Source organism: Flavobacterium sp. HSC-32F16 (assembly GCF_024171645.1).
In the GTDB taxonomy this organism is placed as follows: Bacteria; Bacteroidota; Bacteroidia; order Flavobacteriales; family Flavobacteriaceae; genus Flavobacterium.
In genome coordinates this window covers 20254-43474 of record NZ_JALKAC010000001.1, presented here as the reverse complement: position 1 = coordinate 43474, position 23221 = coordinate 20254, and the positions used below count along the sequence as shown (strand labels likewise).

The window sequence follows — 23221 nt, the reverse complement described above, 5'->3', positions numbered from 1 at the left end:
TTTCATGTTTCAAGTTAATGGGCTTTGGTAACTTTCACAAAGTTTATACGTTTAGAACGTGAAACTTAAACTTGAAACAAAAACTTCTACTCTTTTTTAAGTAAATAACGAATTACTGTTTCTGCTGCATGAAGTCCGAATAAACCTGGCATATAACTGTTTGTTCCGTAGAAAGATTTTTTAAAGTTTTTTCCGTCGGTTAATTTTAAGCTGTTTTCATCTTGAATTTCTGATGAAAAAACCACTTTTAATTTATTGATTTTTACCGCTTTTAAACGCTTACGAATTGTTTTAGAAAAATAACAATTGATAGTTTTAGAAATATCAGCTACCTTAACTTTAGAAGCCAGCATCTTTCCTCCTGCTCCCATACTGCTGATAATTTTAACTCTTTTACGCTTTGCAGCAATAATTAAATTCAGTTTTGGGGTAATACTGTCAATACAATCTAAAACATAGTCAAATTCTGGAGAAACGATTTCAAAAGCACGTTCCGGCGATAAAAATTCCTTAACACGAGTTAGTTTTAATTCCGGATTAATATCCATTAAACGATCTCCGACAATTTTAATTTTTGGTTCTCCAACTGTAGAATGCAAAGCCGGCAATTGTCTGTTAATATTGGTAATATCTACAACGTCACCGTCTACAATTGTCATATTTCCCACTCCTGCTCTTGCTAAAAATTCGGCTGCAAACGATCCAACACCGCCTAAACCTACTACTAACACATTTGCATTACGCAAATTTTCTAATCCTTCTTTTGTAAATAAAAGCTCGGCTCTTTCTGTCCACTCTGCCATATTATATTTTTTGTTGTTTTTGTTTTTATTTGTTTCAGGTTTATGTTTCGGGTTGACAACTTTTTACATTTCACATTTTACTTTCAAATACAATTTTATAATTACTTGAAATAATACCCTGTAATTCTTTAACTGTTATGCCTTTATATTCTGAAGCCAGATTGTAAACCAGTTCAATATTTTCTTCAATTGTATCGGTTTCTAAAAAGAAACGATCGTTTGGAATGTTCTGAAAAACGGTTTTTAAATCGGGATTTTTTAATAGATACTTCCCAAATGAAAGATAAAATCCGTCTTTAATTAACTGCTCTGCAAGTTGTTTGTTTTTTGAAAAACCGTGAATAATCATTGGAACAGAAATTTTCAGTTTCTTTTTAACTGCCGTAATTTCCTGAAAAGCGGCAACGCAATGAATTACTACAGGTTTTTTATATTTTTCGGCCAAAGCCAATTGTTTTTCAAAAACTATAATCTGTTGCTCTAAAGGAATTTCGATTCGTTTATCTAAACCACATTCTCCAATTGCCAGACAATTTTCAGATTGTAATTTGTCTTCAATAATTTTCAGTTCTAAATCAATTTGGTCTTCCTTAATATACCACGGATGAATTCCGATTGAATAATACGGAATCGATTCATCAAACTCCTGCGGATATTGATTTACCAATTCTAGTGTATTAAACTGATTTGTAAATTGATGGGTATGAAAATTAAAAAATTCCATTAATGAAAAGTCTTTACTCCTGCTTTAATTTCTACTTTCAAGTCATTTTCCAAAGGAACTAGCGGACAAGAATATTTATGGTTATAAGCGCAATATGGATTGTATGCCTGATTAAAATCGACTGCAATTGTTTTTCCTTTTGGGATTTTCAAATCTATATATCTGCCGCCAATATAACTTTCTTTTCCGCAGGTTAAATCTGAGAAAGGCAGAAATAAATGATCTTTATATTCTTCTTTTTTAGAAAGTTCGATGTTTCTGTATACATTTAACTGCATTTCGACACCATCCAGAGTAAAAAACAAAGTACCGTATTTTATGTATTGCGGCGTTCTTGTTCCTGTAGTTTTCATTTCAAAAACTTTTTCGTTTTTTGCCTTTTCAAATTTTGCATTCACATAATACTTTTCTTCAATTGGATAAAAATCTAAAGTTTTAAATGTCTTTAAGTCTTCTTCCATTAACGGACTTGTTTTAGCATCAGCATATTCTGAATTAATCTGGTTTTGAAATTTTTCAGCTTCACTCTGACTAAATTTCTTTTGGCTAAAGCCTAAATTAAAAGCCAATAATAAGATTAGGACGGCGTTTTTTTTCATCTGGAAAATTTTCTGCAAAAATAGTTTAAAAGTAACAAAGCAACAACCGTTGTACATGACAAAGTTTCCTAACTTTGCGCCAATACACTAAATTATAATGCTTAAAACCGCTTTTAACCACTACATCAACAATTTTAAAGGATTTACAAGAGAAATTTGGATACTTACTTTAATTACTTTTATAAACCGAGCCGGTACTATGGTACTGCCTTTTTTATCTAAATATTTAAAGGAAGATCTTCATTTTACTTATAATCAGGTTGGATGGATTATGGTTTCTTTTGGTTTGGGTTCTATGCTGGGTTCCTGGCTTGGTGGAAAACTTTCTGATAAAATCGGGTTTTACAAAATCATGATTTTTAGTTTATTTACGACTGGAATTTCAATGTTTCTGGTACAATATATTACCACTTTTTTAGGATTATGCGTTGCAATGTTCGTTTTAATGGCTATTGCCGATATGTTTCGACCTGCAATGTTCGTGTCTTTAGGCGCATACGCAAAACCCGAAAACAGAACACGTGCTTTAACATTAGTGCGCTTGGCAGTAAATTTAGGTTTTGCTGCTGGCCCTGCGCTTGGAGGTTTGATTATTATGGGAATAGGATATTCGGGATTATTCTGGGTTGATGGAGCTTCTTGCATACTTTCGATTACTATTTTTGCTTTGCTGGTTAAAGAAAAGAAAAAAGCAGATCATGATGATAAAACAGAAAGTGCATCTAATGTAAAATCGGTTTTTCATGATAAAATTTTCTGGGTTTTCTTATTTGTAAGTTTTGTGACAGCCATGATTTTCTTTCAGCTTTTTACAACTTTACCTTTATATCATAATGAAAAATACGGTTTAAGCGAATTACAAACCGGACTTTTAATGACGTTAAACGGTCTTTTGATTTTTGCTTTAGAAATGCCAACGGTTGGTTTTATGGAAAGAAAAGCATTTCCTAAAATCAGGATCATTATTATAGGGTCTTTTGTAATGGCTTTTAGTTTCATTTTATTAATGATTAATATTTGGGCCGGAATCCTGGTAATTTCTATGATTTGTATTTCGATTGGTGAAATACTGACTTTTCCTTTCTCAAATGCATTTGCATTAAGTCGAGCACCGCGCGGTCAGGAAGGTCGATATATGGCATTATATACGATGAGTTTTAGTCTTGCTCATATTGTGAGTTCTAAAGTTGGTTTCGAAATTATCTCTGATTTTGGTTATCAAATTAACTGGCTGTTTATGGCCTGCATTGGAATCTTTGCTACACTATGTTGTCTTTGGATTAAAAAGGCTTTACTTCAGGAAAAGAAGTAACAATTTCTTTATTTTACATAAATCATTATAATTCAAATCATTAACTTTGATTCTGAATGACTTTCCTATGCTTTTAATTTTTTAAAAACGAAAAATTTAGTTAAATAACTATTTTTATAGTTGCGTAACTAGAAAAATAGTTGTAGGTTTGAATTAAAATTAGAAAACATGCAAAAGTTAACCAACAAGGAAGAAGAGATAATGCAGATTTTATGGAAACTTAAAAAGGCATTTGTAAAAGAAATTCAGGCAGAAATTACCGAAGACCAGCCGCATTATAATACGCTTTCGACTATTGTTCGAAATTTGGAGGAAAAAGGATTTGTGGCACATAATGCTTTTGGAAATACGCATCAATATTATCCAATTGTTACTTTGGAAGCTTACAGTAAAAAGTATATGAAAACGGCTATTGATAATTATTTCAACAGTTCGTATAAAAATATGGTTTCGTTTTTTGCCAAAGAAGAAAAAATCTCGGCAGATGAATTACGTGAAATTTTAGCTATGATCGAAAACCCAAAAGAAGAAAAATAATAGTTATGGAAGCACTTTTTTTATATATCGCAAAATCGGCAGGATTGATCATTCTATTTTATTGTGCTTATTATTTTTTACTTCGAAAAGAAACTTTCTTTACTAGTAATCGATGGTTTTTACTTACGGGTTTATTTACTTCGCTGGTACTGCCTTTAGTGGTTTATACTAAAATAGTACTGGTAAATCCTGATCCAATTTCAAATTTAAATTTATCGAATGCTGTTCTTAATAAAAATATAGAAAATAAAACCCTTGAAATCAATTGGATATATATACTTCTTGCTGTTTATTGCATTGGTTTTTTAGTTCTTCTAATAAAATTTGGAGCCGATTTTTACAGTTTAAATTCCGTTTTAAAAGGAAAAAAGATGCAGCAGCAAGCCGATTTTAAATTTATAGATACAAACGAAAAAATTGCTCCTTTCTCCTATTTTGAATATATCGTGTACAACTCATCAATGTATACGGCATCAGAATTGGAAAATATTATTGAACACGAAAAAGTACACAGTGATCAAAATCACACGATTGACATTTTGATTTCCCGCGCTTTTTGTATGCTTTTTTGGTTCAATCCTGTAATCTGGTTTTATAAAAAAGCAATTACTCAAAATTTAGAGTTTATAGCTGATAGTGAAGCCGCAAAAAAAATATCAGACAAAAAAGCGTATCAGTACACGCTTTTAAAAATAACAACACATGAAAGCTGTGTTGCCATCACCAATCATTTTTATCAATCATTAATCAAAAAACGAATTGTTATGTTAAACAAAAATCAATCAAAAAAGAGAAATTCTTGGAAGTACTATGTTGTAGTTCCAGTACTTGCAGCGTTTGTATTGTTTTTTCAAGTTGAAGTAATTGCAAAAGAAAAACAACAAAATGCAAAAGAAGTTTCGGGAGAAACTAAATCTGTAGATGTCTACAAAATCAAGAAAAACTCAACAGACGCAGATTTAAAAGAAATTAAAGAGAAATTAAAAGCCAATCACGATGTTGATTTTGAAGCCTCTGAAATAAAAAGAAATTCTGATAATGATTTAATTTCGATTAAAGTTAACGTTACCAGAGGTAAACAGGTGGCACAATCTATTCAAACCGCTAATCATGCGATTAAGGATTTTGGAGTAATTATTATAACAGAAAAAGATGGTAATAAGTCTATTGGCATTCAAACATCTGACGAAATAAACGATTCTAAAACAGCAAAAGATTCTAAAAAAGCAACCAGCAAAAAACAACAAACCAAAATAAACACTAATGGCAACAATAATTCTAATGTTAGTACAAAAACTAACAGTAATACTAACACAAATACTAGCACTACTGTAACTACAAATACAGACAGTAACAATAGTACCGTAACTAGAATAACTACCAATGACGGAGAATCGAATATTGTTATATCTAATTCTAGTAAAGTTAATTACACAGGAAAAAAACTTGTAATTGTTGACGGTGTAGAAATGCCTTCTACTTTTAGTTTTGATGATCTTAAATCAGAGGATATTAAGAGTATGAATGTTTTCAAAGGCGAAATGGCTGCTGATAAATTTGGCGAAAAGGGAAAAAATGGCGTAATCGTTATTGAAACCCGTAAATAAGCACTTTATTTAATATCAAAAACCAAAAAATGCAAAAACTAACCAACAAAGAAGAAGAAATAATGCACATTTTATGGAAGCTAAAAAAAGCATTTGTAAAAGAAATTCAGGCCGAAATTACCGAAGATCAGCCGCATTATAATACGCTTTCGACAATTGTTCGAAATCTGGAAGAAAAAGGTTTTGTGTCGCATAATGCTTTTGGAAATACCCATCAATATTATCCTGCTGTAACTCTTGAAAGTTACAGTAAAAAATATATGAACACCGCTATTGATAATTATTTCAACAGCTCGTATAAAAATATGGTTTCGTTTTTTGCCAAAGAAGAAAAAATCTCTGCAGATGAATTACGCGAAATCCTGGATATGATCGAAAACCCAAAAGAAGAAAAATAATCGTTATGGAAGCACTTTTCATTTTTATCATCAAATCGAGTGGCTTAATCGCTTTGTTTTATTTTGCGTATTTTTTTCTACTTCGAAAAGAAACTTTTTTCAATAGCAGCCGATGGTTTTTACTGGCCGGTTTAGTTACTTCAGTTGTATTGCCTTTGATTGTTTATACAAAAGTAGTTTGGGTAGATCCTGCTCCTGTTACTTATGTGCAGACAGCGAACTATCATTACGTTCCAAATTACAGTCCGCAAATTATAGAAGAGGAATCTTTTGAAATAAACTGGTACTTAGTTTCTCTAGCGGTTTACGGGATTGGATTTGCTGCTTTTATGATAAAATTCGGAATTGATTTTTACAGTTTGAATTCGGTTTTAAAAGGTAAAAAAGTTGAACAGCAGGCCGATTTTAAATTTGTAGATGTGAATGAAAATATTGCTCCATTTTCTTATTTTGATTATATCGTGTACAACTCATCAATGTACAGCGAGACAGAATTGGAAAGCATTTTGGAGCATGAAAAAGTCCACAGCGATCAACATCATACAGTTGATGTAATAATCTCCAGAATCTTCTGTATTTTATTCTGGTTCAATCCAATAATCTGGTTTTATAAAAAAGCAATTCTTCAAAACCTAGAGTTCATCGCCGACAGTGAAGCTGCTAAAAAAATATCAGATAAAAAAGCGTATCAATACACGCTTTTAAAAATTACAACACATGAAACTTGTGTTGCTATTACCAATCATTTTTATCAATCATTAATCAAAAAACGAATTGTCATGTTAAACAAAAATCAATCAAAAAAGTGGAATTACTGGAAATATTATGCTGTACTGCCTGTACTTGCTTTATTTGTATTGTCATTCCAAATTAAAACAATCGCACAAGAGAAAAAAGAATTGCGAAATAAGGCTGCTCTAACATCCAAAAATCAAGATGAAGAAGTCATTAAAATAACAAAATCTACTACAGATCAAGAGCTTAAAGATTTATCTGCAAAACTAAAAACCGATCATAATATTGATCTTCAAGTTTCTAATGTTAAAAGAAATAGTGATAATGAACTTATAAGTATTAAACTTAAAGTAGCAAAAGAAAATGGTAAGGCACAAGTCATTGAAATGAATAGTACTGAAGCTTTAAAAGACTGTTCTATCATAATTGATAAAGATGAAAATGGCACAAAAAGCGTTAGTATAATTACAGATGATCAAATAGATCATCCAATAGTAATTAACAATCGTAATGTGGTAATACGAAACTTTAATGATTCTGCTAATGCTGAAGATGGCTCATTACCTATTCATCCTATAGCGCCAATCGCTCCTATTTATCCTGCGGGACCAATTCCTCCGGCACCCGCTATAGATATGTCAAAAATGCCAAAACCGCCTGTTGCACCAAAAAACATCAATGATAAAGCGGGCTGGAACAAATTTGAAAAAGATATGGCTGAATTTGAAAGAAAAATGGAAGCTATTGAACCACAGCTTTCGGCTTATGGAGATCAAATTGAAGCAATTATGGCTGAAAGAGAAGCAATCTTTGAAAAGCAAATGGAGAAATACGAAATTGCAATGCAAAAATTTAATGGCGACATGGATAAATACGATCGAGATCTTGAAATTAGATTTGGTAAAGACTCTAAAGAATATGAAAGAAGTGCGAAACAGTATGAAAGAGACATGAAAAAATATGAACTTGATATGAAACAACATGCCAGAGACATGAAACAGCACGAAAGAGATATGAAACAGCATGCAAAAGACATGAAGCAACATGAGAAAGATATAAAAGAAATGGAGAAAGAAAACAGAAAATCTTAAATGCATCTTACTACAGTTAGAAAAAAGACTTTGTTAACAGCAAAGTCTTTTTTTATATCTTTGAAAAAACAAAATCTGCCATGTATAAAATCTTAGCCAAACTAAATAAAATTCTGCTTCCTAGTTTTACCAAACAAGGTTTAGATATTTCTAAAGCAAAAAAATGGCAAATGGCAATAATTGGCTATCGTGCTTTTGTAACAAAACGAGCTTTAGGATAATCAATTAGAAATACATTTGTTTTATTAGGCAGAAAAAAACACTTTGTTTTCTGCAGCATTGTTTTATGAAAAATAAAGAAATCAACCTTCCTCCTGTTCCTGCTGTATTATTAGCAATTATTAGTGTACAATGCGGCGCAGCAATTGCTAAAACACTTTTTCCCGCAATTGGAGCAGCGGGAACAGCATCTATACGTATTGGAGTTTCGGCAGTAATATTATTATTGGCTTACAGACCAAATTTAAGAGCCATAACACCTGATCAATGGAAAATTGTAATTCCGTATGGTTTGTCTTTAGGAGCAATGAACTTGATTTTTTATTTTTCCATTGAAAGAATTCCAATTGGTCTGGCCGTTACTTTAGAGTTTGTTGGACCCTTATTACTTGCCATTTCAGCTTCAAAACGCTTAATTGATTATTGCTGGGTTCTATTGGCAGCAATCGGGATTTTACTAATTGCGCCCTGGACAAATGACCGCTTAGATCCTTTAGGAATTTTGTTTGCCCTTTTAGCAGGAGCTTTTTGGACAGCCTATATTATTTTAGGCGGAAAAATTTCAAAAATAATGGATGGCGGAAAAGCGGTATCAACCGGAATGTTATTTGCTGCGATTTTGATTTTGCCTTTCGGTTTTATCGAAAGCGGATTGACTAATCTTACCCCAAAACTTTTCGGAATGGGGATTGCCTTAGCACTTTTATCCAGTGCAATTCCATTTACTTTAGAAATGAAAGCTTTAGGACAGCTGCCTCCTCGTACATTTAGTATTTTAATGAGTTTAGAACCTGCTGCAGCTTCTATCTGTGCTTTTATATTCTTGCAGGAAAATTTAAATCTTTATGAAATTCTTGCAGTTGTTTGTGTGGTAATAGCTTCTGCCGGAAGCACTTTAACAGCCAAGAAATAAAAAAAGCCCTGCATCTTCAGCAAGGCTTCTTCATTGTAGGCATTCTGTTTTTGGAGAACTTTATTATTTTTTTGGTAATAATACAGCATCAACTACATGAATAACTCCATTTGACTGGTTCACATCTGCAATTGTTACTTTAGATTTATTTCCGTTTTCATCCGTAACATATAAATCTTTTCCTTTCATCCAGGCTGTCAAAGTACCACCGCTTACTGTTTTTAGAGTTGCTTTACCTTTTCCTTCTTTTATTGCTTTTGCAATATCAGATGCATTCATTTTTCCTGCAACAACATGATAGGTCAAGATCGTTTGAAGTGTTTTTTTGTTTTCAGGTTTTAATAATGACTCTACAGTTCCTTTTGGTAATTTATCAAAAGCAGCATTAGTTGGAGCAAAAACTGTAAATGGTCCTGCACCTTGTAATGTTTCTACTAATCCTGCAGCTTTTACAGCAGCAACAAGTGTGGTATGATCTTTTGAATTAACGGCATTTTCAATTATATTTTTATTGGGATACATCGCTGCTCCACCAACCATTACTGATTTCTGAGCGAAAGAGGTAAATCCGAATGTTAATGCTAAAATTGCTGTGGCTAAAAAATTTCTAGTTTTCATAATAAATGTTTTAAGTTATAAGCTCATTTACGGTGATATATTTGTTTTGGTTTTATTGAATTTTCAAAAAACTTTAATAAATATTAAAAAATCATCAAGTAAGACTGTAAAACAAGGACTTAATGCTTAAAATTATTTTTAATTATTTTTAAATTTGACTATGCCTGTATGTTAAATTTATTGTTAACTTTAGTAAATAAATTTATCATTTATGGAAAATCTGCCTAAAAAAGTAAGAAGTAAAAAGTTAAATACAAGAGTCGATTTAACCGCAATGGTCAGCGTTTCTTTTTTGCTGATTATATTTTTTATGGTTGTTGGGGAATTATCAAAGCCCAAAATTATGGATTTGAGTTTACCTCATAACGATGACGGAAGAATTTCTTGTGGGCCAATGCGCGAAGGGGAAAACCGATCAATAACAGTAATTTTAGATAAAAATAATAGATTGATTTATTACATGGGATTATTAGATTCTCCCATTATAGCTCCAAAAGAAATACAATACGGTAAGGAAGGAATCCGCAAAGAATTATTAAGCAGAAAACAAAATATACTTGGCTATTCTTCAAGAAACCTGAAACCTGAAAACATTATTGTAATTATAAAACCAAGTAAAAAATCAAACTTTAAAAATCTGGTTGACATTTTAGATGAAATGGCTATTGCAAAAATAGAGACTTATGCAATCGTACCAGAATTTACTCCGGAAGAATATAAACTTTTAGCCTTAAAATAAGTATCAATTTAACTTTTAACCAAAATATCTATGAAGAATCTACCTAGAAAAGTAAGAAGTAAAAAATTGAGTTCAAAAGTGGATTTAACCGCAATGGTCAGCGTTTCGTTTTTGCTGATTATTTTTTTTATGGTTGTGGGTGAATTATCTAAGCCCAAAACTCTCGCTCTTGGTTTACCAGATCGAGATCGAGGATGCGGTGGGGAACCATCTATCGGATGTTACAGAGGAGAGCGTTTTTACACTGTATTGTTAGGAGATAACAACAAATTAATAACGTACGCTGGTCTTTTAGAAAATCCAATAGGAAAACCAAAAGAAACAAATTATAGTAAAAATGGATTTCGCACTGATTTAAGAAGTATAAATAAAAAGATCCTTGAATATTCGGCAGCTATAGGTAAATCAAACCGAGGTGTCGTTGTTTTTATAAAACCATCTCAAAAAAGTAATTACGGAAATTTAGTGGATATACTAGATGAGATGAGACTAGCAAATATAGAAGCTTATGCTATTGTAGATGATTTTACTCCCGAAGAATCAAAATTATTAGCTTCAAAATAACTTCAACTGAATCATATGAATAATTTACGTCAAAAAGTTAGAAGTAAAAAGTTAAGTTCAAGAGTTGATTTAACTGCAATGGTAAGTGTTTCTTTTTTACTGATTATATTTTTTATGGTTGTTGGGGAATTATCCAAACCCAAAGTTATGGATTTGAGTATACCGAGCTGCACTGAAGAACATCCTTTTGCAGGATGCAGCCATTCCGATGAAAATCGAACCATAACAATACTTTTAGATGATAATAATAAGATAATTATTTATTCGGGACTTATTTATGCCCCAATAGAAACTCCTAAACAAGTTCAATATGGTAAAAATGGGATTCGAAAGGAATTATTTGAAAGAAATAAAAAGGTTTTGCAATACTCTGCAGCACTTGGCAGACCTGAAAGAGGTGTTACTGCAATTATAAAACCCAGCAAAAATTCCAACTATGGCAATTTAGTTGATATTTTGGATGAAATCCGAATAACAAATATAAATTCTTATTCAATTGTTGACTATTATACTTCAGAAGAGAAAAAATTATTAGCAGCTAAATGATAAAGCACAAATCGAAAATTCAAACAAAAAAGTCCCGCATTATGCGGGACTTTCTGTTACCTATTATTATAACTTAATAAATTTCATATTTGAACTTCCTTTATCTGATTTTACTTTTATAAAGTAATTACCCGAATTTAATCTAGAAACATCAATACTTGAAACTTCTTTTGCATTTGGAACCGCAATTACCAACTGACCTAAAATATCATATATTTTAAAAGATTGTATTTCTATATCCTGAGTTCTATTCACATTCAAAATATTATTTACAGGATTAGGATACAAAGTTAAATACTTAGAAAATTCAAAATCCTGAGTTCCTAATGTTTTAAAAGTTGATGTTGCCTTATTGGTTAAGATTGGAAAATTGTAATCGAAGTAAATATTGGCTTCATTAGTAAATGTATCTCCAACTCGTAAAGTAGGTTTTGTTTTGATCTTAAAAGCGATATAACCATCATTATTTGCATCGTCAAAAGGAAGATTGATGTTTTCAAATATAAATTCTACTTTATTTACTTCTGATATTTTAATTACAAAGGAATGGCTTGAACTGGTTGTAATTAAACTTGAAATATCAAATTTAGATAAATCAATCATGTCTTTTACAACGATGTTTTGTGCAGCAAAGGTTCCTGTATTCTCAAAGCGGATCATGTAATGTACATATTCACCAATTAAACTTGGTGTAACAACTGTTCCTTCTAAGCAGGTTTTATCGTTTGGATCATAAGAACCAACAACAGTTTGATTTAAAACAAATGTATTATCAATTGGAGTTTCGTCTGTTACAGCGCCTGCTATTGTTGTTTTAAAATTTAATATATCCCCAATATTTAATGCTGGTTTTTCTACTGGAGAATTTGCATTTACAGTAAATTTAATTTCGCGAGTTTCATATGGCAATAAATTAACAAAATTCCAAGATAAATTATTAAAGGAATTAGTCACCGGTATTGGTTTTGCTGTAACGAAATCTAAAACAGCATCATCAAAACTTAAATTTACTGAACCAGATTGCGTAGTATTTCCTTTATTTTTATAGACAATTTTATATGCAGCATTAAAACCCGGTCTAGCAGGTTCTATTGGTAATAAAACAACTTCTAAATCTGGATGAACACCGTTTGCAGTAATACAAAAATCTTGAGTAAATGGACTGGATTCTGTTGGAAAATTAACTTTAACTGTTGTTGGATAAACATTAAAATACGCTGGGTTTTCTAGTATTGGAGTAACATCATAAGATCCCGATTTAACATAATAATTGTAATCACCATTTTCATCAGATGCAGAACTGTTTGTTATAGTTTGATTTGCAATATTAACTTTCATATTTTGAAATTTAATATCTCCATTGTCACATCCATTATTATTTAAATCTAATCTATTATTTCCTTTAATTGCATAAAACTTACCTCCTGGTTTAAATGTGCAATACGAATTAACATTACAATCTTTAATATTTGCTGATAAAAGTTGTGACTGTATAGCTGGAATTTGAGATTCATCAGCACAAATGTATTTTAAATTGGGATTTTGAGTAAAATAAAGTCGGTCTTCATCTATTCCATTTTTTATCATTAATGATGACAATTGGTTTCCTGAACAGTCAAGATGCGTTAATTCGGTTAAATTGCTAAGATCCAAAGATGTTAAACTATTTGTAGAACAAATAAGTCGTTGAATTTTTGTTAAACCACTTATATTTAATGAAGTTAAGCCATTAATCTGACATTGAATGGAAGTTAATTTTGATAAATTACTAACGTTAAGCAATTTAATTTTATTCATATAACAATCTAATACTCCAAGATTTACAAAATATTCAATTCCGAGTAAAGAAGAAATATTGCTTTCATTTAAAGTCAAAGAATAAACATTAAACGCTTCGCTTAATTGTATTTCTTTATCATTATTAGCATCAATTTTAAAATAAGAACCAGATAAATTCCTTGCAACATAATTTTGATTAGTTGCAGATAATAATTTTGCTTTAAAAATTGGATCTGGAATATTAATAATTGCATCACTGCAAGCACCTACGCAGCTACAACTAGAATCTAATAAAACATTATTTAAACCGCTTAAATCTATGCTTTTTTGAATAACATTAAAATCTATAATATCTGCACAAATATGTTTAAGATTTAAATTTCCAATTATATTTAATGCTATTAAATCCTGATTAGGATTATTATTTTTAATAAAAATATCAGTTAAAATATTATTATGTCCACAATTTAATTCTTTTAGACCAGGTAAATAGGAAATATCTATTTTTGAAAGTTTTGCACTTTGACATTCAAGTTTTTGCAAATTATTTAACCCCGTTAAATCAAAAATAGATATTGGATTTGCAGAAAAATTAAGCGTTTGCAAATTTACAAATGGTAAAAAATTAAAAGAGGTAATTTTATTTCCGGAAAAATTTAAATCAATTAAATTTGTTGTAGAGCCAGTATTTAAATAAGTTATATTATTATTACTGCATTTAATGGATTTTATGTTTGTACCGTTTAATAAATCCAAAGATGTAATAGCATTGTTTGAGCAGTCTATAGTTAATAAATTAGAGGCGTTTTTCATTTGAAAAACAGATAAATATTGATTAATATTACATTTAACACTGCTAAGATTTGTAAGTCCATTTGCATACAAACCGAACAAATTATGATTATTATTAATATTTAAAGTCTTTAAGTTAGCTAAATCATCAATTTTTAATGTTGTGAAAATACTGTTCCATTGTACAGTCAAATCTTCTAAATTAACCAAACTGGTTAAATCTATTGTTCCTCCTATTTGAGTGTTATCAATAGTTAAACTTTTTAAGTTGGTAAAATACTTAATTGCATTAATTGACTTAGCATTTTGAGCTATACTCATTGTAGTTACCTGTAATGCTTCAGAAAACTGAATTTCACCATCAAAGTTTAAATCAATATTTGTGTTGTTTAAAATAGAATTTTTAAAATTTTCATCATCAAAACATATAGTTCCTGCCGCACATTGAGGTAAAGCACAAGAATTTACTACTGTAACATTCGAAATTCCATATTCTGCTAATTTATTTTGAATTAATGAAATATCACTTTGATATGCACAAATAGAGCTTAAATTTAAATTATTATTAAACTCTAGAGAACTAAAAACGTTATATGGTCGATTTAAAAATAAACTTGAAATGTTATTATTTGAACAGTTTAAATTAGTTAATGCATTTATATCTGAAAAATATAGTGTAGTCAAATTATTGTAACTACAATTAACATTAACGATATTATTGGTAAAATCTCTTTTAATAAAATTCAATTGATTATTAGAACAATCAAGAGTTGATAAAGAAGTCAGATAAGTTAAAAGCAAAGATTTTAATTGTGAATTATTATTTATTTTTAAAATCTTTAATGAACTAAAATAGGAAAGACTTATTTTAGTTAAAGAAGTATTTTTAATACTCAAGTTTTTCAATCCTGAAAAATTATTAGAATCAAAACCTTCTAAAGAGCTAATATTTCCATCCAAATATAGATTGTTAATTACACTAGCTTCATTATAATCAATCTCATTATCATTATTTGTATCAGCATCACTATCTGCTATACCATCATTATTATTGTCGACACAATTTGTAGAAATCAAAATATTTTTTAAAACTGCATCAGGAAAATTAAGAACCTGTGCACTCAAACCATTAAAAAAGCATAAAGCCAAAATTAAAAAGTAAAGTTTCTTCATATTTAGGAATTTTCAAACAAAAGTAACTTTTTAAGACAATAACACAACTTTTTTTGTTAAATTTTATAAAATAAAAGTATTAAAACAAAAAAAAGTCCCACATTTCTGTGGGACTTTCTATTTAAAGAAAACTAAGAATTATTTTTTCTCCGTTTTTTCCATTTTAGCTTTTAATGCAGCTAATACATCATTGTTATCTCCTAAAGTTGCAGCTGGTGCATTAGTAGTAGAGTTAGATGAAGTATTTTCAGTTGCAGCTTTCACGTTTTTCTCTTCTTCTTCACGGAAGATAGCAGTGTGAGAAGCAACTACTCTTTTGAATTCTTTGTTGAATTCGATTACTTTGAAATCAGCAGTATCACCTTTTTTCAATTTCTTTCCGTCTTCTTTTTCAAGGTGACGAGTAGGAATGAAAGCAACGATATCATCTCCGAATTCTACAGTAGCTCCTTTGTCAACGATTTCAGAAATTTCACCATTGTGGATAGTTCCTACAGCGAAAGAATCTTCGTATTGATCCCAAGGATTAGCAGTAGTTTGTTTGTGACCTAAAGATAATTTACGTCCTTCAACATCTAATTCTAATACAACTACATCCAGTTTTTCACCAACATTTACAAATTCAGATGGGTGTTTGATTTTCTTAGTCCAAGAAAGGTCAGAAATGTAGATTAATCCATCAATTCCTTCTTCTAATTCTACGAAAATACCAAAGTTTGTAAAGTTTCTAACGATACCTGTATGTTTAGAACCTACTGGGTATTTAGAAGTAATATCAGTCCATGGATCTTGAGTTAATTGTTTGATACCTAATGACATCTTACGATCATCTCTGTCAAGAGTTAAGATAACTGCTTCAACAACATCTCCAACTTTCACGAAGTCCTGTGCAGAACGTAAGTGAGTTGACCATGACATTTCAGAAACGTGGATTAAACCTTCAACACCTTCAGCAACTTCGATAAATGCACCGTAATCAGCGATTACAACTACTTTACCTTTTACTTTATCACCAATAGTTAAATTAGCATCTAAAGCATCCCATGGGTGAGCGTTTAATTGTTTCAATCCTAATTGAATTCTTGTTTTCTCATCATCGAAATCAAGGATTACAACGTTTAATTTTTGGTCTAATTCAAGAACTTCACTTGGGTGATTGATTCTGCTCCAAGAAAGGTCAGTAATGTGAATTAATCCGTCAACACCACCTAAGTCAATGAACACACCATAAGAAGTAATGTTTTTAACAACACCTTCTAATACTTGTCCTTTTTGTAATTGACCGATGATTTCTTTTTTCTGTACTTCAATATCAGCCTCGATAAGAGCTTTGTGAGATACAACAACGTTTTTGAATTCGTGGTTAATTTTTACCACTTTGAATTCCATCATTTTGTTTACATATACATCGTAGTCTCTAATTGGCTTAACGTCAATTTGAGATCCTGGTAAGAACGCCTCGATACCGAATACGTCAACGATCATACCTCCTTTAGTTCTACATTTAACAAAACCGTTAACGATTTCTCCAGTTTCATTAGCTGCAATAACTCTATCCCAAGATTTGATAGTACGTGCTTTTCTGTGAGATAATACTAATTGACCTGTTTTATCCTCACGGATGTCGATTAATACTTCAACTTTGTCACCTACTTTTAAGTTTGGGTTGTAACGGAATTCGTTTAAAGAAATAACACCTTCAGATTTAGCATTGATATCAACGATAACGTCTCTATCTGTAATTCTAACAACAACTCCTTCAACTACTTCTTCTTGATCTGTAGCGATGAAAGTTTTAGATACTAGTTCTTCAAACTCTTGTAAGTTTTTCTCATCTACTGCATCAATTCCTTCTTGGAAGTTATGCCAGTTAAAATTTGCTAAAAACTCTTCTTGTGATTTTAATTGTTCAGACATGCTGATAAAAAATTTGTATTCTGTTTTTCTCGAGTTTCTCTATGCGATAGAAAATACAGAAGTTGTTTTACATAAATGGTTGATACCTAATGGAAACTCTTCTCTGCCAAAAGGTTTGCAAAATTACTACAAATATTTGTAATTACAAATAGATAAGCCACTTATTATTTATCCAGTAATATTTTTGAAAATTCACTGTTAATAGCGATATATTCTACAATTTGATCATTATCAAATGAAACATTACCTTTATCATCTGTTTTTGATGTCTTGTTATCTATTGATAAGTAGTTTTTTCCAGATCTGGATTTATAAAGTGTAAATATGCTATGATTATCTGTCTCGCTATTAATGTCTTTATTTAAAAAATCAAAATCAGCATGATTGCTTTGCGCTATAGATGCGATAATTTGCTGTTTGTTTTCTATATAGTTAAAAGCAGGAAGTATAACTTCTTCATACCAGGAATTAGTTGACTCCGAAAATGGCTTCTTTGCTTCTAAATAAGACAAAAAACCCGAAATCGCAATCACAATAATAAGTTCTATTGACCAGATAACCCAAAGAAATGTACCGCTTACCGTTGCTCCTCGAATACCCCATGTACCGTATTCATTCACCTGACCAATATATTCAAAAACTAAATCAGGTCGAAATACTAATGAAAAAACTTGTAAAAAATCAATATTACTTACTGTAATACCCACTTTATTAGAACCATAGCTTTCTCCGGCATTAATAACAAGATCAATCCAGATTGCCCAATGAAAATACAATGCCAAAAGAGCACCTGCCACTCCAATAACAAGTCCTAAAAGCGGATTTCTGACCTTTCCTTTTTTAATGACAAACAGAGCAATTACAAATCCTGCCAGAAAGCCAAAACCCATCGTAATAAAAAAGTTAATATATATAAAAGGAATATACCAGATACAGCAAGCATATATTAATCCCAAAATTGGAAATACTATAACACTGACCAACAAAAAGTATAAGATAAAAATTGATGAAAATTTGCCCGATGGCTTATAATATTTCTCCATAGATACTTTAATAATTAAATGTTTACTCGTTTTTTAAAACGTCCGCAAGATAATATTTTCAGTTGCATTTCAAAAATATTATTAAAAACATTCTTACTAATTCATCAAAGAGAAAAATCACCATATTTCATCCAGATCATTGTTGTGTATTTATTGAGAAGCAGAAAATTTCATTTTATCAAGACCTTAAGTCTCGCTTTCACTCTTATCTTTTATGCCGAACACCGGCACAAAAGGATAACCGCTCTATCGGGGCTAGATTAGAACTTTTTGTTTTCATAATTACCTAAAAGAAATATTTAATATAACATTCTATATTTTCCCGACAGGTTCTAAAAACCTGTCGGGTTTATTATGTTTCACTTTCTATTATCAAAATTGAAAACTAAATTTCTTTCCCATGTCTTGAATTTTCATTTGTTTGTGTCCAAACTTCAGATTTCGTAAACTTATGATTTTCAAAATGCAGTTCTAAATTTGGTAAAATATCAAATGAACGTTTAGTTCCTATATCAAATCTCAAACATAGATAATGAGAGTTAAACGCATTGCTTTCTCCAGACCAGAATAAATACAAAGTAGAAAAATGAATTTCAGGAATTTTTTTTAATTTATCCTGAGGAACATACAAACTTTTTCCCTTAAATGTAATTTTAAATAATTTCCAGTTTTTACCGTCATATTGAACAGTAACAATTTCACCTGTTTTATAGTACAATTGGACTTCTGAAATTTCTTTTTTCCCACTGACAATTTCTTCACAGAATCCTTCCAGTTTCGAATCAGTAGATTCAAAACGAACCACTTCTTTACTTCTCATAATAAAGACAAATCTTTGTGGAATTTCAACTCTGTCCTTATGCGCATAAATTACACCAAAATTAAAAAGTGTAAAAATTAAAAAAAATAGTTTAATATTTTTCATAATACGATTTTCGAAATTTAACTATTAATTCTTTTAAAAATAAATCCAACGGGTTTTAAAAACCTGCCGGGTTTACAATGAAATATCTATACCAAAGTTTAACTGTTTTTCTCTTTAGCCTCAAATTTTGTTTTAACAAAAGATATTATTTTCTCAAAGTTTTCTGAACCAACTTCTATTTCGCCTAAAATAAAAGGTTCATAATTTTTAGTTATCAGTATCAAATTATTTTCTTTGACAATATACTGTATAAATTCTGACCATTGAATAAGATTAAAATGATCTCCAGAGCTTATTATTAATGCATTTTCTGTAAACTCCAAATTCATATATTTTATATAATGAAAAGCACTGATTTCTTTTGCCTTATGCTCTTCCATTCTTTTATAAAAAGATCTTATTTTGAAGTAATAATAGAGAAAAGGGACGAAATTCGAAAGTCCGAAAAAAACAAAAACATAACCGATTCCAAATATATTTGGCCGAGTATAAATTAATGCAATTCCAATAATGATTAAGATTGAACCAAGATATTGCGAATTTTTATAATAATCTTTCTTCTTTTTCCAAGCAAGATCATACAATAAATCCATTTGCTGATTGTAGATATCTTTATCAAACTCTAATTCAAATTTCATAAAATTTATTCTCCGAAATTAAAAAACAAACCCAACAGCTTACTGTTGGGTTTGATATAATATTTATTTAATGATTCAAATTCTCAATTTCCTTCGGATCATGTTTATGTTTAAATAATAATGCAAAAGCAATTGCAATAACCAAAGCATACAATGCAAAAGACAACCAAATCGTATGCCAGTCTTTCATTAAAATCGGATTTGAAAAAACACCATCAGCAGAAATAGAATTTCCTTGACTTTTTACAAATGCAGTCATTTTTTCATTAGATGCATCGGTTTGTAAAAATCCTGCCAATTCTGCTGTATTAGCAAATGATTTTGTAAAAAAACGATCAATTGCCCAGCCAGAAGTTAAACTACCTAAAACTGCTCCTACTCCATTGGTCATCATCATAAACAAACCTTGCGCAGACGAACGAATTTTAGAATCGGTGTTGCTTTCAACGAATAATGAACCTGAAATATTAAAGAAATCAAATGCCATTCCGTAAACGATACAAGATAAAATAATCATCCATAAACCTCCTACAGGATCTCCAAAAGCAAATAATCCGAAACGCAAAACCCAAGCCAGCATACTAATAAGCATAACTTGCTTGATCCCGAAACGTCTTAAGAAAAACGGAATTGCTAAAATAAATAACGTTTCAGAAACCTGAGATATCGACATAATAATAGTCGAATATTGAATTACAAAAGAATCTGCGTATTTAGGAAAATGTTTAAATTCATCTAAAAATACATCTCCGTAAGCATTAGTCAATTGAAGTGCTCCTCCTAAAAACATAGAAAAAACAAAAAATAAGGCCATTTTATAGTTTCCAAATAATTTGAAAGACTCTAAGCCAAAAGTTTCAATCCACGTTGCATTTTCTTTTGTTAAACGCTGTGGTTCACATTTAGGTAAAGTAAAAGCATAAACTCCAAGAATTAAAGCACCTACTCCAGCAATATAAAACTGATATTCAGTTGCTTTACTTCCGCTCAAATTCGTAATCCACATGGCTACAATAAAACCAATAGTTCCCCAAACCCGAATTGGCGGGAAATCTTTTACGATATTTTTATTGTTTAATTTTAGTGAAGTATAAGAAATCGAGTTACTTAAAGCAATTGTTGGCATATAGCAGCACATTGCCAAAAGCATTACAAAAATAAAATTATCAGGAGTTGTAACTTGTGCAATTCCAAATAAAACTACTGCATAAACAATATGTAAAACTCCATATAATTTTTCAGCATTTACCCATCTGTCGGCAATAATTCCGGTTAATGTAGGCATGAATAAAGAAGCAATTCCCATGGTTCCAAATACTAAACCAAATTGTGTTCCTTCCCAATTTTTGGTTCCAAACCAATAATTTGCAATTGTAATAAGCCAGGCTCCCCAAACAAAAAATTGAAGAAAGCTCATGAAGATTAACCTATTTTTAATTCCCATATAATGAAATTGTCTTTAAAGTAAAAATGAAGCAGTAAAACTACCATTAAAAATAATATCTACAAAAAATTATATTGTTTTAACAACATCATTCACTAATTCTAAAACAGCAGCAAATTGTTCTTCTCTGTTTAAGTAGGAATTATCAATCTCAATTGCATCATCTGCAATTACCAAAGGAGAATCTTCGCGGTGTGTATCTATATAATCTCTTTCTACTACATTCTTTAAAACCTCTTCATACGTGACATTATCGCCTTTTTGCTGTAATTCATCAAAACGTCTTTGTGCACGGGTTTCGGCGCTGGCTGTCATGAATATTTTTAGTTCGGCATTAGGAAAAACTACAGTTCCAATATCCCTGCCATCCATTACAATCGCTTTATTAGTTCCCATTTCCTGTTGCTGCTCAACCAATTTAGTGCGAACTTCTGAAACTTCGGCTACTTTGCTTACAAAATTAGAAACTTCAATTGTTCTAATTTGTTTTTCAACGTTTTCACCGTTTAAATACATCTCAGCAAAACCTAAATCACTATTAAATCTAAATTCTAATTGAATTTTAGGCAAAGCTTCAATCAAAGCCGCTTTATTAAAAAAATCAGCTCCAATTAACTGATTCTGCATAGCAAAATAAGCCACTGCACGGTACATTGCACCTGTATCTACATATACATATTCAAGTTCTTTTGCCAGCTGTTTCGCTAATGTACTTTTTCCGGTAGATGAAAAACCATCAATAGCAATTGTAATTTTTTTCAATTTTTTATGTTTTAGTTTTATTCTTATTTTAAAGCTTTAGTAATAGATACTCAACAAAATATTTGAATCTGATTTATCTATTATTTTGGCAATTTTTTCAAAAAAATTTTTATTGACCATAGGGCAGCCATGGCTGTTGCAAATGTAACCATCTTTCTCCTCATATGGAACATCGTAATAGTAATGAAAAACAATATCCCGGTTAAAAGCGTTGTCGTTTGTTTTGTCTAAACCATATAATTTATATGCTTTACCAAATTTACCGTAATAATAGTTTCCAATATAATAATTGCCTAACGAAGTACTTAGGGAATTTGATACATTGCTGAATTTAAGTTTTCCTTGAATACCGGTTTCAGAACCCGAACCATGTGCTACTATACCTTTATCGATAATTTTATTATTTTTTATATCGTAAACAAAAAATCGATTTTTTCCTGATGGTATTTTCATGTCAATCAAAAAGGCAACTTCTTTATTAAATTTCGGGTCACTTTTAATTACTTTCTTTAGCTGATTCATCTGATAATCAATTCGGGAAATGGTTTTAGAATTGACATTCTCCACCTTCCGAAAAATTTTATAAATGCTAAAAAAGAAAAGAATAAAAAGTAGAATAATAAATATCTTTTTCATGGAAAATGCGGCAGAAAAAAACCTTTCTAAATCGAAAAACAAAAACACTTCGATTATAAAAGGTTTACAAATTAGTACTATTCCTGAGTTTTATCTACGAAATATTAATAATAAATATCCAATATAATATTCGACTTAGAACTATCAATTATCTTTTCTATTCGTTTAAAAAATTGCTCACTAACCATTGGACAGCCTTTACTGCGGCTGATGTAATAATTTTGTTCTTCAGCGGGAACTGCAGAATAATGATGCAGTACAATTGCTCTTTTTAAAGCGTTATTGTTAGTTTGTTCTAAACCCGCTAATCTATAAGCTTTTCCAAATATTCCTTTGTAATTTTTACCTATTGCATATCTGCCAAGAGAAGTACAGTTAGAATTAGGCTCATTACTAAATTTAAGCATTCCCTGAATACCGGTTTCAGAACCAGAACCATGTGCTACAAGACCTTGATCAATAACTTCATTTTTTTCTAAATCATAAACAAAAAAACGATTTTTTCCTGAAGGTACTTTCATGTCGACTAAAAACGCAATTTTAGTATTGTATTTATGATCGACATTTATCATGTTTTTTAATTCGCTTACCCTGTTATTGATTCTTTCGATCTCTAAACTGGTAATAGAAGATTTTTCTTTGAAGTAGTGTTTTGAACCCGTAAAAACCCCTACAGTCATAAATAAAAATAAACTTAATAATTTCAT

The 23221-nt window shown here is 30.5% G+C and carries 23 protein-coding genes; 10 read left to right on the top strand and 13 right to left on the bottom strand.

From position 1 onward, the window contains the following. Window positions 1–86: 86 nt before the first annotated feature. The 3 genes from L1276_RS00205 to L1276_RS00195 all read right to left on the bottom strand — a co-directional run bounded on the left by L1276_RS00205 (window position 87) and on the right by L1276_RS00195 (window position 2126). On the bottom strand, window positions 87–803 hold the full coding sequence (locus tag L1276_RS00205; protein ID WP_253784273.1) for a ThiF family adenylyltransferase: 717 nt from the start codon (window positions 801–803) through the stop codon (window positions 87–89). Between the two features lie 70 nt (window positions 804–873). Then, complete coding sequence (locus L1276_RS00200; RefSeq protein ID WP_253784271.1) at window positions 874–1527, bottom strand: TatD family hydrolase; 654 nt, start codon at window positions 1525–1527, stop codon at window positions 874–876. Continuing rightward, window positions 1527–2126, bottom strand: a complete 600-nt coding sequence (locus L1276_RS00195) for a DUF1684 domain-containing protein (protein WP_253784269.1) — start codon at window positions 2124–2126, stop codon at window positions 1527–1529. The genes L1276_RS00200 and L1276_RS00195 overlap by 1 nt, the downstream gene beginning before the upstream one ends. Before the next feature lie 97 nt (window positions 2127–2223). On the opposite strand from L1276_RS00195, the gene L1276_RS00190 reads away from it, so the two are divergent. The 7 genes from L1276_RS00190 (at window position 2224) to L1276_RS00160 (ending at window position 8938) form a co-directional block, all read left to right on the top strand. Further along, on the top strand, window positions 2224–3438 hold the full coding sequence (locus L1276_RS00190; RefSeq protein ID WP_253784267.1) for an MFS transporter: 1215 nt from the start codon (window positions 2224–2226) through the stop codon (window positions 3436–3438). 168 nt (window positions 3439–3606) lie between these two features. Next, window positions 3607–3975, top strand: a complete 369-nt coding sequence (locus L1276_RS00185) for a BlaI/MecI/CopY family transcriptional regulator (RefSeq protein ID WP_253784265.1) — start codon at window positions 3607–3609, stop codon at window positions 3973–3975. Window positions 3976–3980: 5 nt separating this feature from the next. Further along, window positions 3981–5582 carry a M56 family metallopeptidase gene (locus L1276_RS00180; protein WP_253784263.1) on the top strand — a complete coding sequence of 534 codons (1602 nt, stop codon included), beginning with the start codon at window positions 3981–3983 and terminating at the stop codon, window positions 5580–5582. A 29-nt stretch (window positions 5583–5611) separates the two neighbouring features. After that, entirely contained in the window at window positions 5612–5980 is a 369-nt protein-coding gene (locus L1276_RS00175) for a BlaI/MecI/CopY family transcriptional regulator (RefSeq protein WP_253784261.1), read from the top strand. A 5-nt stretch (window positions 5981–5985) separates the two neighbouring features. Then, the gene (locus L1276_RS00170) at window positions 5986–7806 is read left to right on the top strand and encodes a M56 family metallopeptidase (protein ID WP_253784259.1); all 1821 of its coding nucleotides are present in this window, start codon (window positions 5986–5988) and stop codon (window positions 7804–7806) included. Between the two features lie 80 nt (window positions 7807–7886). Then, the gene (locus L1276_RS00165) at window positions 7887–8027 is read left to right on the top strand and encodes an SsrA-binding protein (protein ID WP_253784257.1); all 141 of its coding nucleotides are present in this window, start codon (window positions 7887–7889) and stop codon (window positions 8025–8027) included. Between the two features lie 65 nt (window positions 8028–8092). Continuing rightward, window positions 8093–8938, top strand: coding sequence for a DMT family transporter (locus L1276_RS00160; RefSeq protein WP_253784255.1), 846 nt, complete (start codon window positions 8093–8095; stop codon window positions 8936–8938). A 63-nt stretch (window positions 8939–9001) separates the two neighbouring features. Here the strand turns inward: L1276_RS00160 and L1276_RS00155 are convergent, their stop codons facing one another. Next, window positions 9002–9556 (bottom strand): fasciclin domain-containing protein, encoded by a 555-nt coding sequence (locus L1276_RS00155; protein WP_253784253.1) that lies wholly within the window; start codon window positions 9554–9556, stop codon window positions 9002–9004. Between the two features lie 211 nt (window positions 9557–9767). Between L1276_RS00155 and L1276_RS00150 the strand changes: the two genes are divergently transcribed. Genes L1276_RS00150 through L1276_RS00140 form a run of 3 tightly spaced genes read left to right on the top strand, consistent with a single transcriptional unit; the run spans window position 9768 to window position 11405 of the window. Continuing rightward, entirely contained in the window at window positions 9768–10295 is a 528-nt protein-coding gene (locus L1276_RS00150; protein WP_253784251.1) for a biopolymer transporter ExbD, read from the top strand. A gap of 30 nt (window positions 10296–10325) precedes the next feature. Continuing rightward, window positions 10326–10859, top strand: coding sequence for a biopolymer transporter ExbD (locus tag L1276_RS00145; RefSeq protein ID WP_253784249.1), 534 nt, complete (start codon window positions 10326–10328; stop codon window positions 10857–10859). Between the two features lie 15 nt (window positions 10860–10874). Then, window positions 10875–11405: a biopolymer transporter ExbD gene (locus tag L1276_RS00140; protein ID WP_253784246.1), complete on the top strand. Its 531-nt coding sequence runs from the start codon at window positions 10875–10877 to the stop codon at window positions 11403–11405. Between the two features lie 66 nt (window positions 11406–11471). Here L1276_RS00140 and L1276_RS00135 read toward each other — a convergent pair whose 3' ends face one another. The 9 genes from L1276_RS00135 to L1276_RS00095 form a co-directional block, all read right to left on the bottom strand. Continuing rightward, window positions 11472–15149 carry a T9SS type A sorting domain-containing protein gene (locus L1276_RS00135; RefSeq protein WP_253784245.1) on the bottom strand — a complete coding sequence of 1226 codons (3678 nt, stop codon included), beginning with the start codon at window positions 15147–15149 and terminating at the stop codon, window positions 11472–11474. 138 nt (window positions 15150–15287) lie between these two features. Then, window positions 15288–17066 carry a 30S ribosomal protein S1 gene (gene rpsA / locus L1276_RS00130; RefSeq protein WP_068840655.1) on the bottom strand — a complete coding sequence of 593 codons (1779 nt, stop codon included), beginning with the start codon at window positions 17064–17066 and terminating at the stop codon, window positions 15288–15290. A gap of 164 nt (window positions 17067–17230) precedes the next feature. Continuing rightward, on the bottom strand, window positions 17231–17956 hold the full coding sequence (locus tag L1276_RS00125) for a hypothetical protein (RefSeq protein ID WP_253784243.1): 726 nt from the start codon (window positions 17954–17956) through the stop codon (window positions 17231–17233). A gap of 538 nt (window positions 17957–18494) precedes the next feature. After that, the gene (locus tag L1276_RS00120; protein WP_253784241.1) at window positions 18495–19034 is read right to left on the bottom strand and encodes a hypothetical protein; all 540 of its coding nucleotides are present in this window, start codon (window positions 19032–19034) and stop codon (window positions 18495–18497) included. A gap of 98 nt (window positions 19035–19132) precedes the next feature. Further along, window positions 19133–19672 carry a hypothetical protein gene (locus L1276_RS00115; protein ID WP_253784238.1) on the bottom strand — a complete coding sequence of 180 codons (540 nt, stop codon included), beginning with the start codon at window positions 19670–19672 and terminating at the stop codon, window positions 19133–19135. Window positions 19673–19739: 67 nt separating this feature from the next. Beyond that, window positions 19740–21116: a nucleoside permease gene (locus tag L1276_RS00110; protein WP_253784236.1), complete on the bottom strand. Its 1377-nt coding sequence runs from the start codon at window positions 21114–21116 to the stop codon at window positions 19740–19742. Window positions 21117–21185: 69 nt separating this feature from the next. Beyond that, window positions 21186–21878, bottom strand: a complete 693-nt coding sequence (gene cmk / locus L1276_RS00105; protein WP_253784234.1) for a (d)CMP kinase — start codon at window positions 21876–21878, stop codon at window positions 21186–21188. A 36-nt stretch (window positions 21879–21914) separates the two neighbouring features. Beyond that, window positions 21915–22445, bottom strand: a complete 531-nt coding sequence (locus tag L1276_RS00100) for a murein L,D-transpeptidase catalytic domain-containing protein (RefSeq protein ID WP_253784232.1) — start codon at window positions 22443–22445, stop codon at window positions 21915–21917. 173 nt (window positions 22446–22618) lie between these two features. After that, on the bottom strand, window positions 22619–23221 hold the full coding sequence (locus L1276_RS00095) for a murein L,D-transpeptidase catalytic domain-containing protein (RefSeq protein ID WP_253784230.1): 603 nt from the start codon (window positions 23219–23221) through the stop codon (window positions 22619–22621).

Bases quoted from the DNA above. Each gene is read 5' to 3' on its own strand.
- L1276_RS00205 (WP_253784273.1), bottom strand. From the start codon at position 803: ATGGCAGAGTGGACAGAAAGAGCCGAGCTTTTATTTACAAAAGAAGGA.
- L1276_RS00200 (WP_253784271.1), bottom strand. From the start codon at position 1,527: ATGGAATTTTTTAATTTTCATACCCATCAATTTACAAATCAGTTTAAT.
- L1276_RS00195 (WP_253784269.1), bottom strand. From the start codon at position 2,126: ATGAAAAAAAACGCCGTCCTAATCTTATTATTGGCTTTTAATTTAGGC.
- L1276_RS00190 (WP_253784267.1), top strand. From the start codon at position 2,224: ATGCTTAAAACCGCTTTTAACCACTACATCAACAATTTTAAAGGATTT.
- L1276_RS00185 (WP_253784265.1), top strand. From the start codon at position 3,607: ATGCAAAAGTTAACCAACAAGGAAGAAGAGATAATGCAGATTTTATGG.
- L1276_RS00180 (WP_253784263.1), top strand. From the start codon at position 3,981: ATGGAAGCACTTTTTTTATATATCGCAAAATCGGCAGGATTGATCATT.
- L1276_RS00175 (WP_253784261.1), top strand. From the start codon at position 5,612: ATGCAAAAACTAACCAACAAAGAAGAAGAAATAATGCACATTTTATGG.
- L1276_RS00170 (WP_253784259.1), top strand. From the start codon at position 5,986: ATGGAAGCACTTTTCATTTTTATCATCAAATCGAGTGGCTTAATCGCT.
- L1276_RS00165 (WP_253784257.1), top strand. From the start codon at position 7,887: ATGTATAAAATCTTAGCCAAACTAAATAAAATTCTGCTTCCTAGTTTT.
- L1276_RS00160 (WP_253784255.1), top strand. From the start codon at position 8,093: ATGAAAAATAAAGAAATCAACCTTCCTCCTGTTCCTGCTGTATTATTA.
- L1276_RS00155 (WP_253784253.1), bottom strand. From the start codon at position 9,556: ATGAAAACTAGAAATTTTTTAGCCACAGCAATTTTAGCATTAACATTC.
- L1276_RS00150 (WP_253784251.1), top strand. From the start codon at position 9,768: ATGGAAAATCTGCCTAAAAAAGTAAGAAGTAAAAAGTTAAATACAAGA.
- L1276_RS00145 (WP_253784249.1), top strand. From the start codon at position 10,326: ATGAAGAATCTACCTAGAAAAGTAAGAAGTAAAAAATTGAGTTCAAAA.
- L1276_RS00140 (WP_253784246.1), top strand. From the start codon at position 10,875: ATGAATAATTTACGTCAAAAAGTTAGAAGTAAAAAGTTAAGTTCAAGA.
- L1276_RS00135 (WP_253784245.1), bottom strand. From the start codon at position 15,149: ATGAAGAAACTTTACTTTTTAATTTTGGCTTTATGCTTTTTTAATGGT.
- rpsA (WP_068840655.1), bottom strand. From the start codon at position 17,066: ATGTCTGAACAATTAAAATCACAAGAAGAGTTTTTAGCAAATTTTAAC.
- L1276_RS00125 (WP_253784243.1), bottom strand. From the start codon at position 17,956: ATGGGTTTTGGCTTTCTGGCAGGATTTGTAATTGCTCTGTTTGTCATT.
- L1276_RS00120 (WP_253784241.1), bottom strand. From the start codon at position 19,034: ATGAAAAATATTAAACTATTTTTTTTAATTTTTACACTTTTTAATTTT.
- L1276_RS00115 (WP_253784238.1), bottom strand. From the start codon at position 19,672: ATGAAATTTGAATTAGAGTTTGATAAAGATATCTACAATCAGCAAATG.
- L1276_RS00110 (WP_253784236.1), bottom strand. From the start codon at position 21,116: ATGGGAATTAAAAATAGGTTAATCTTCATGAGCTTTCTTCAATTTTTT.
- L1276_RS00095 (WP_253784230.1), bottom strand. From the start codon at position 23,221: ATGAAATTATTAAGTTTATTTTTATTTATGACTGTAGGGGTTTTTACG.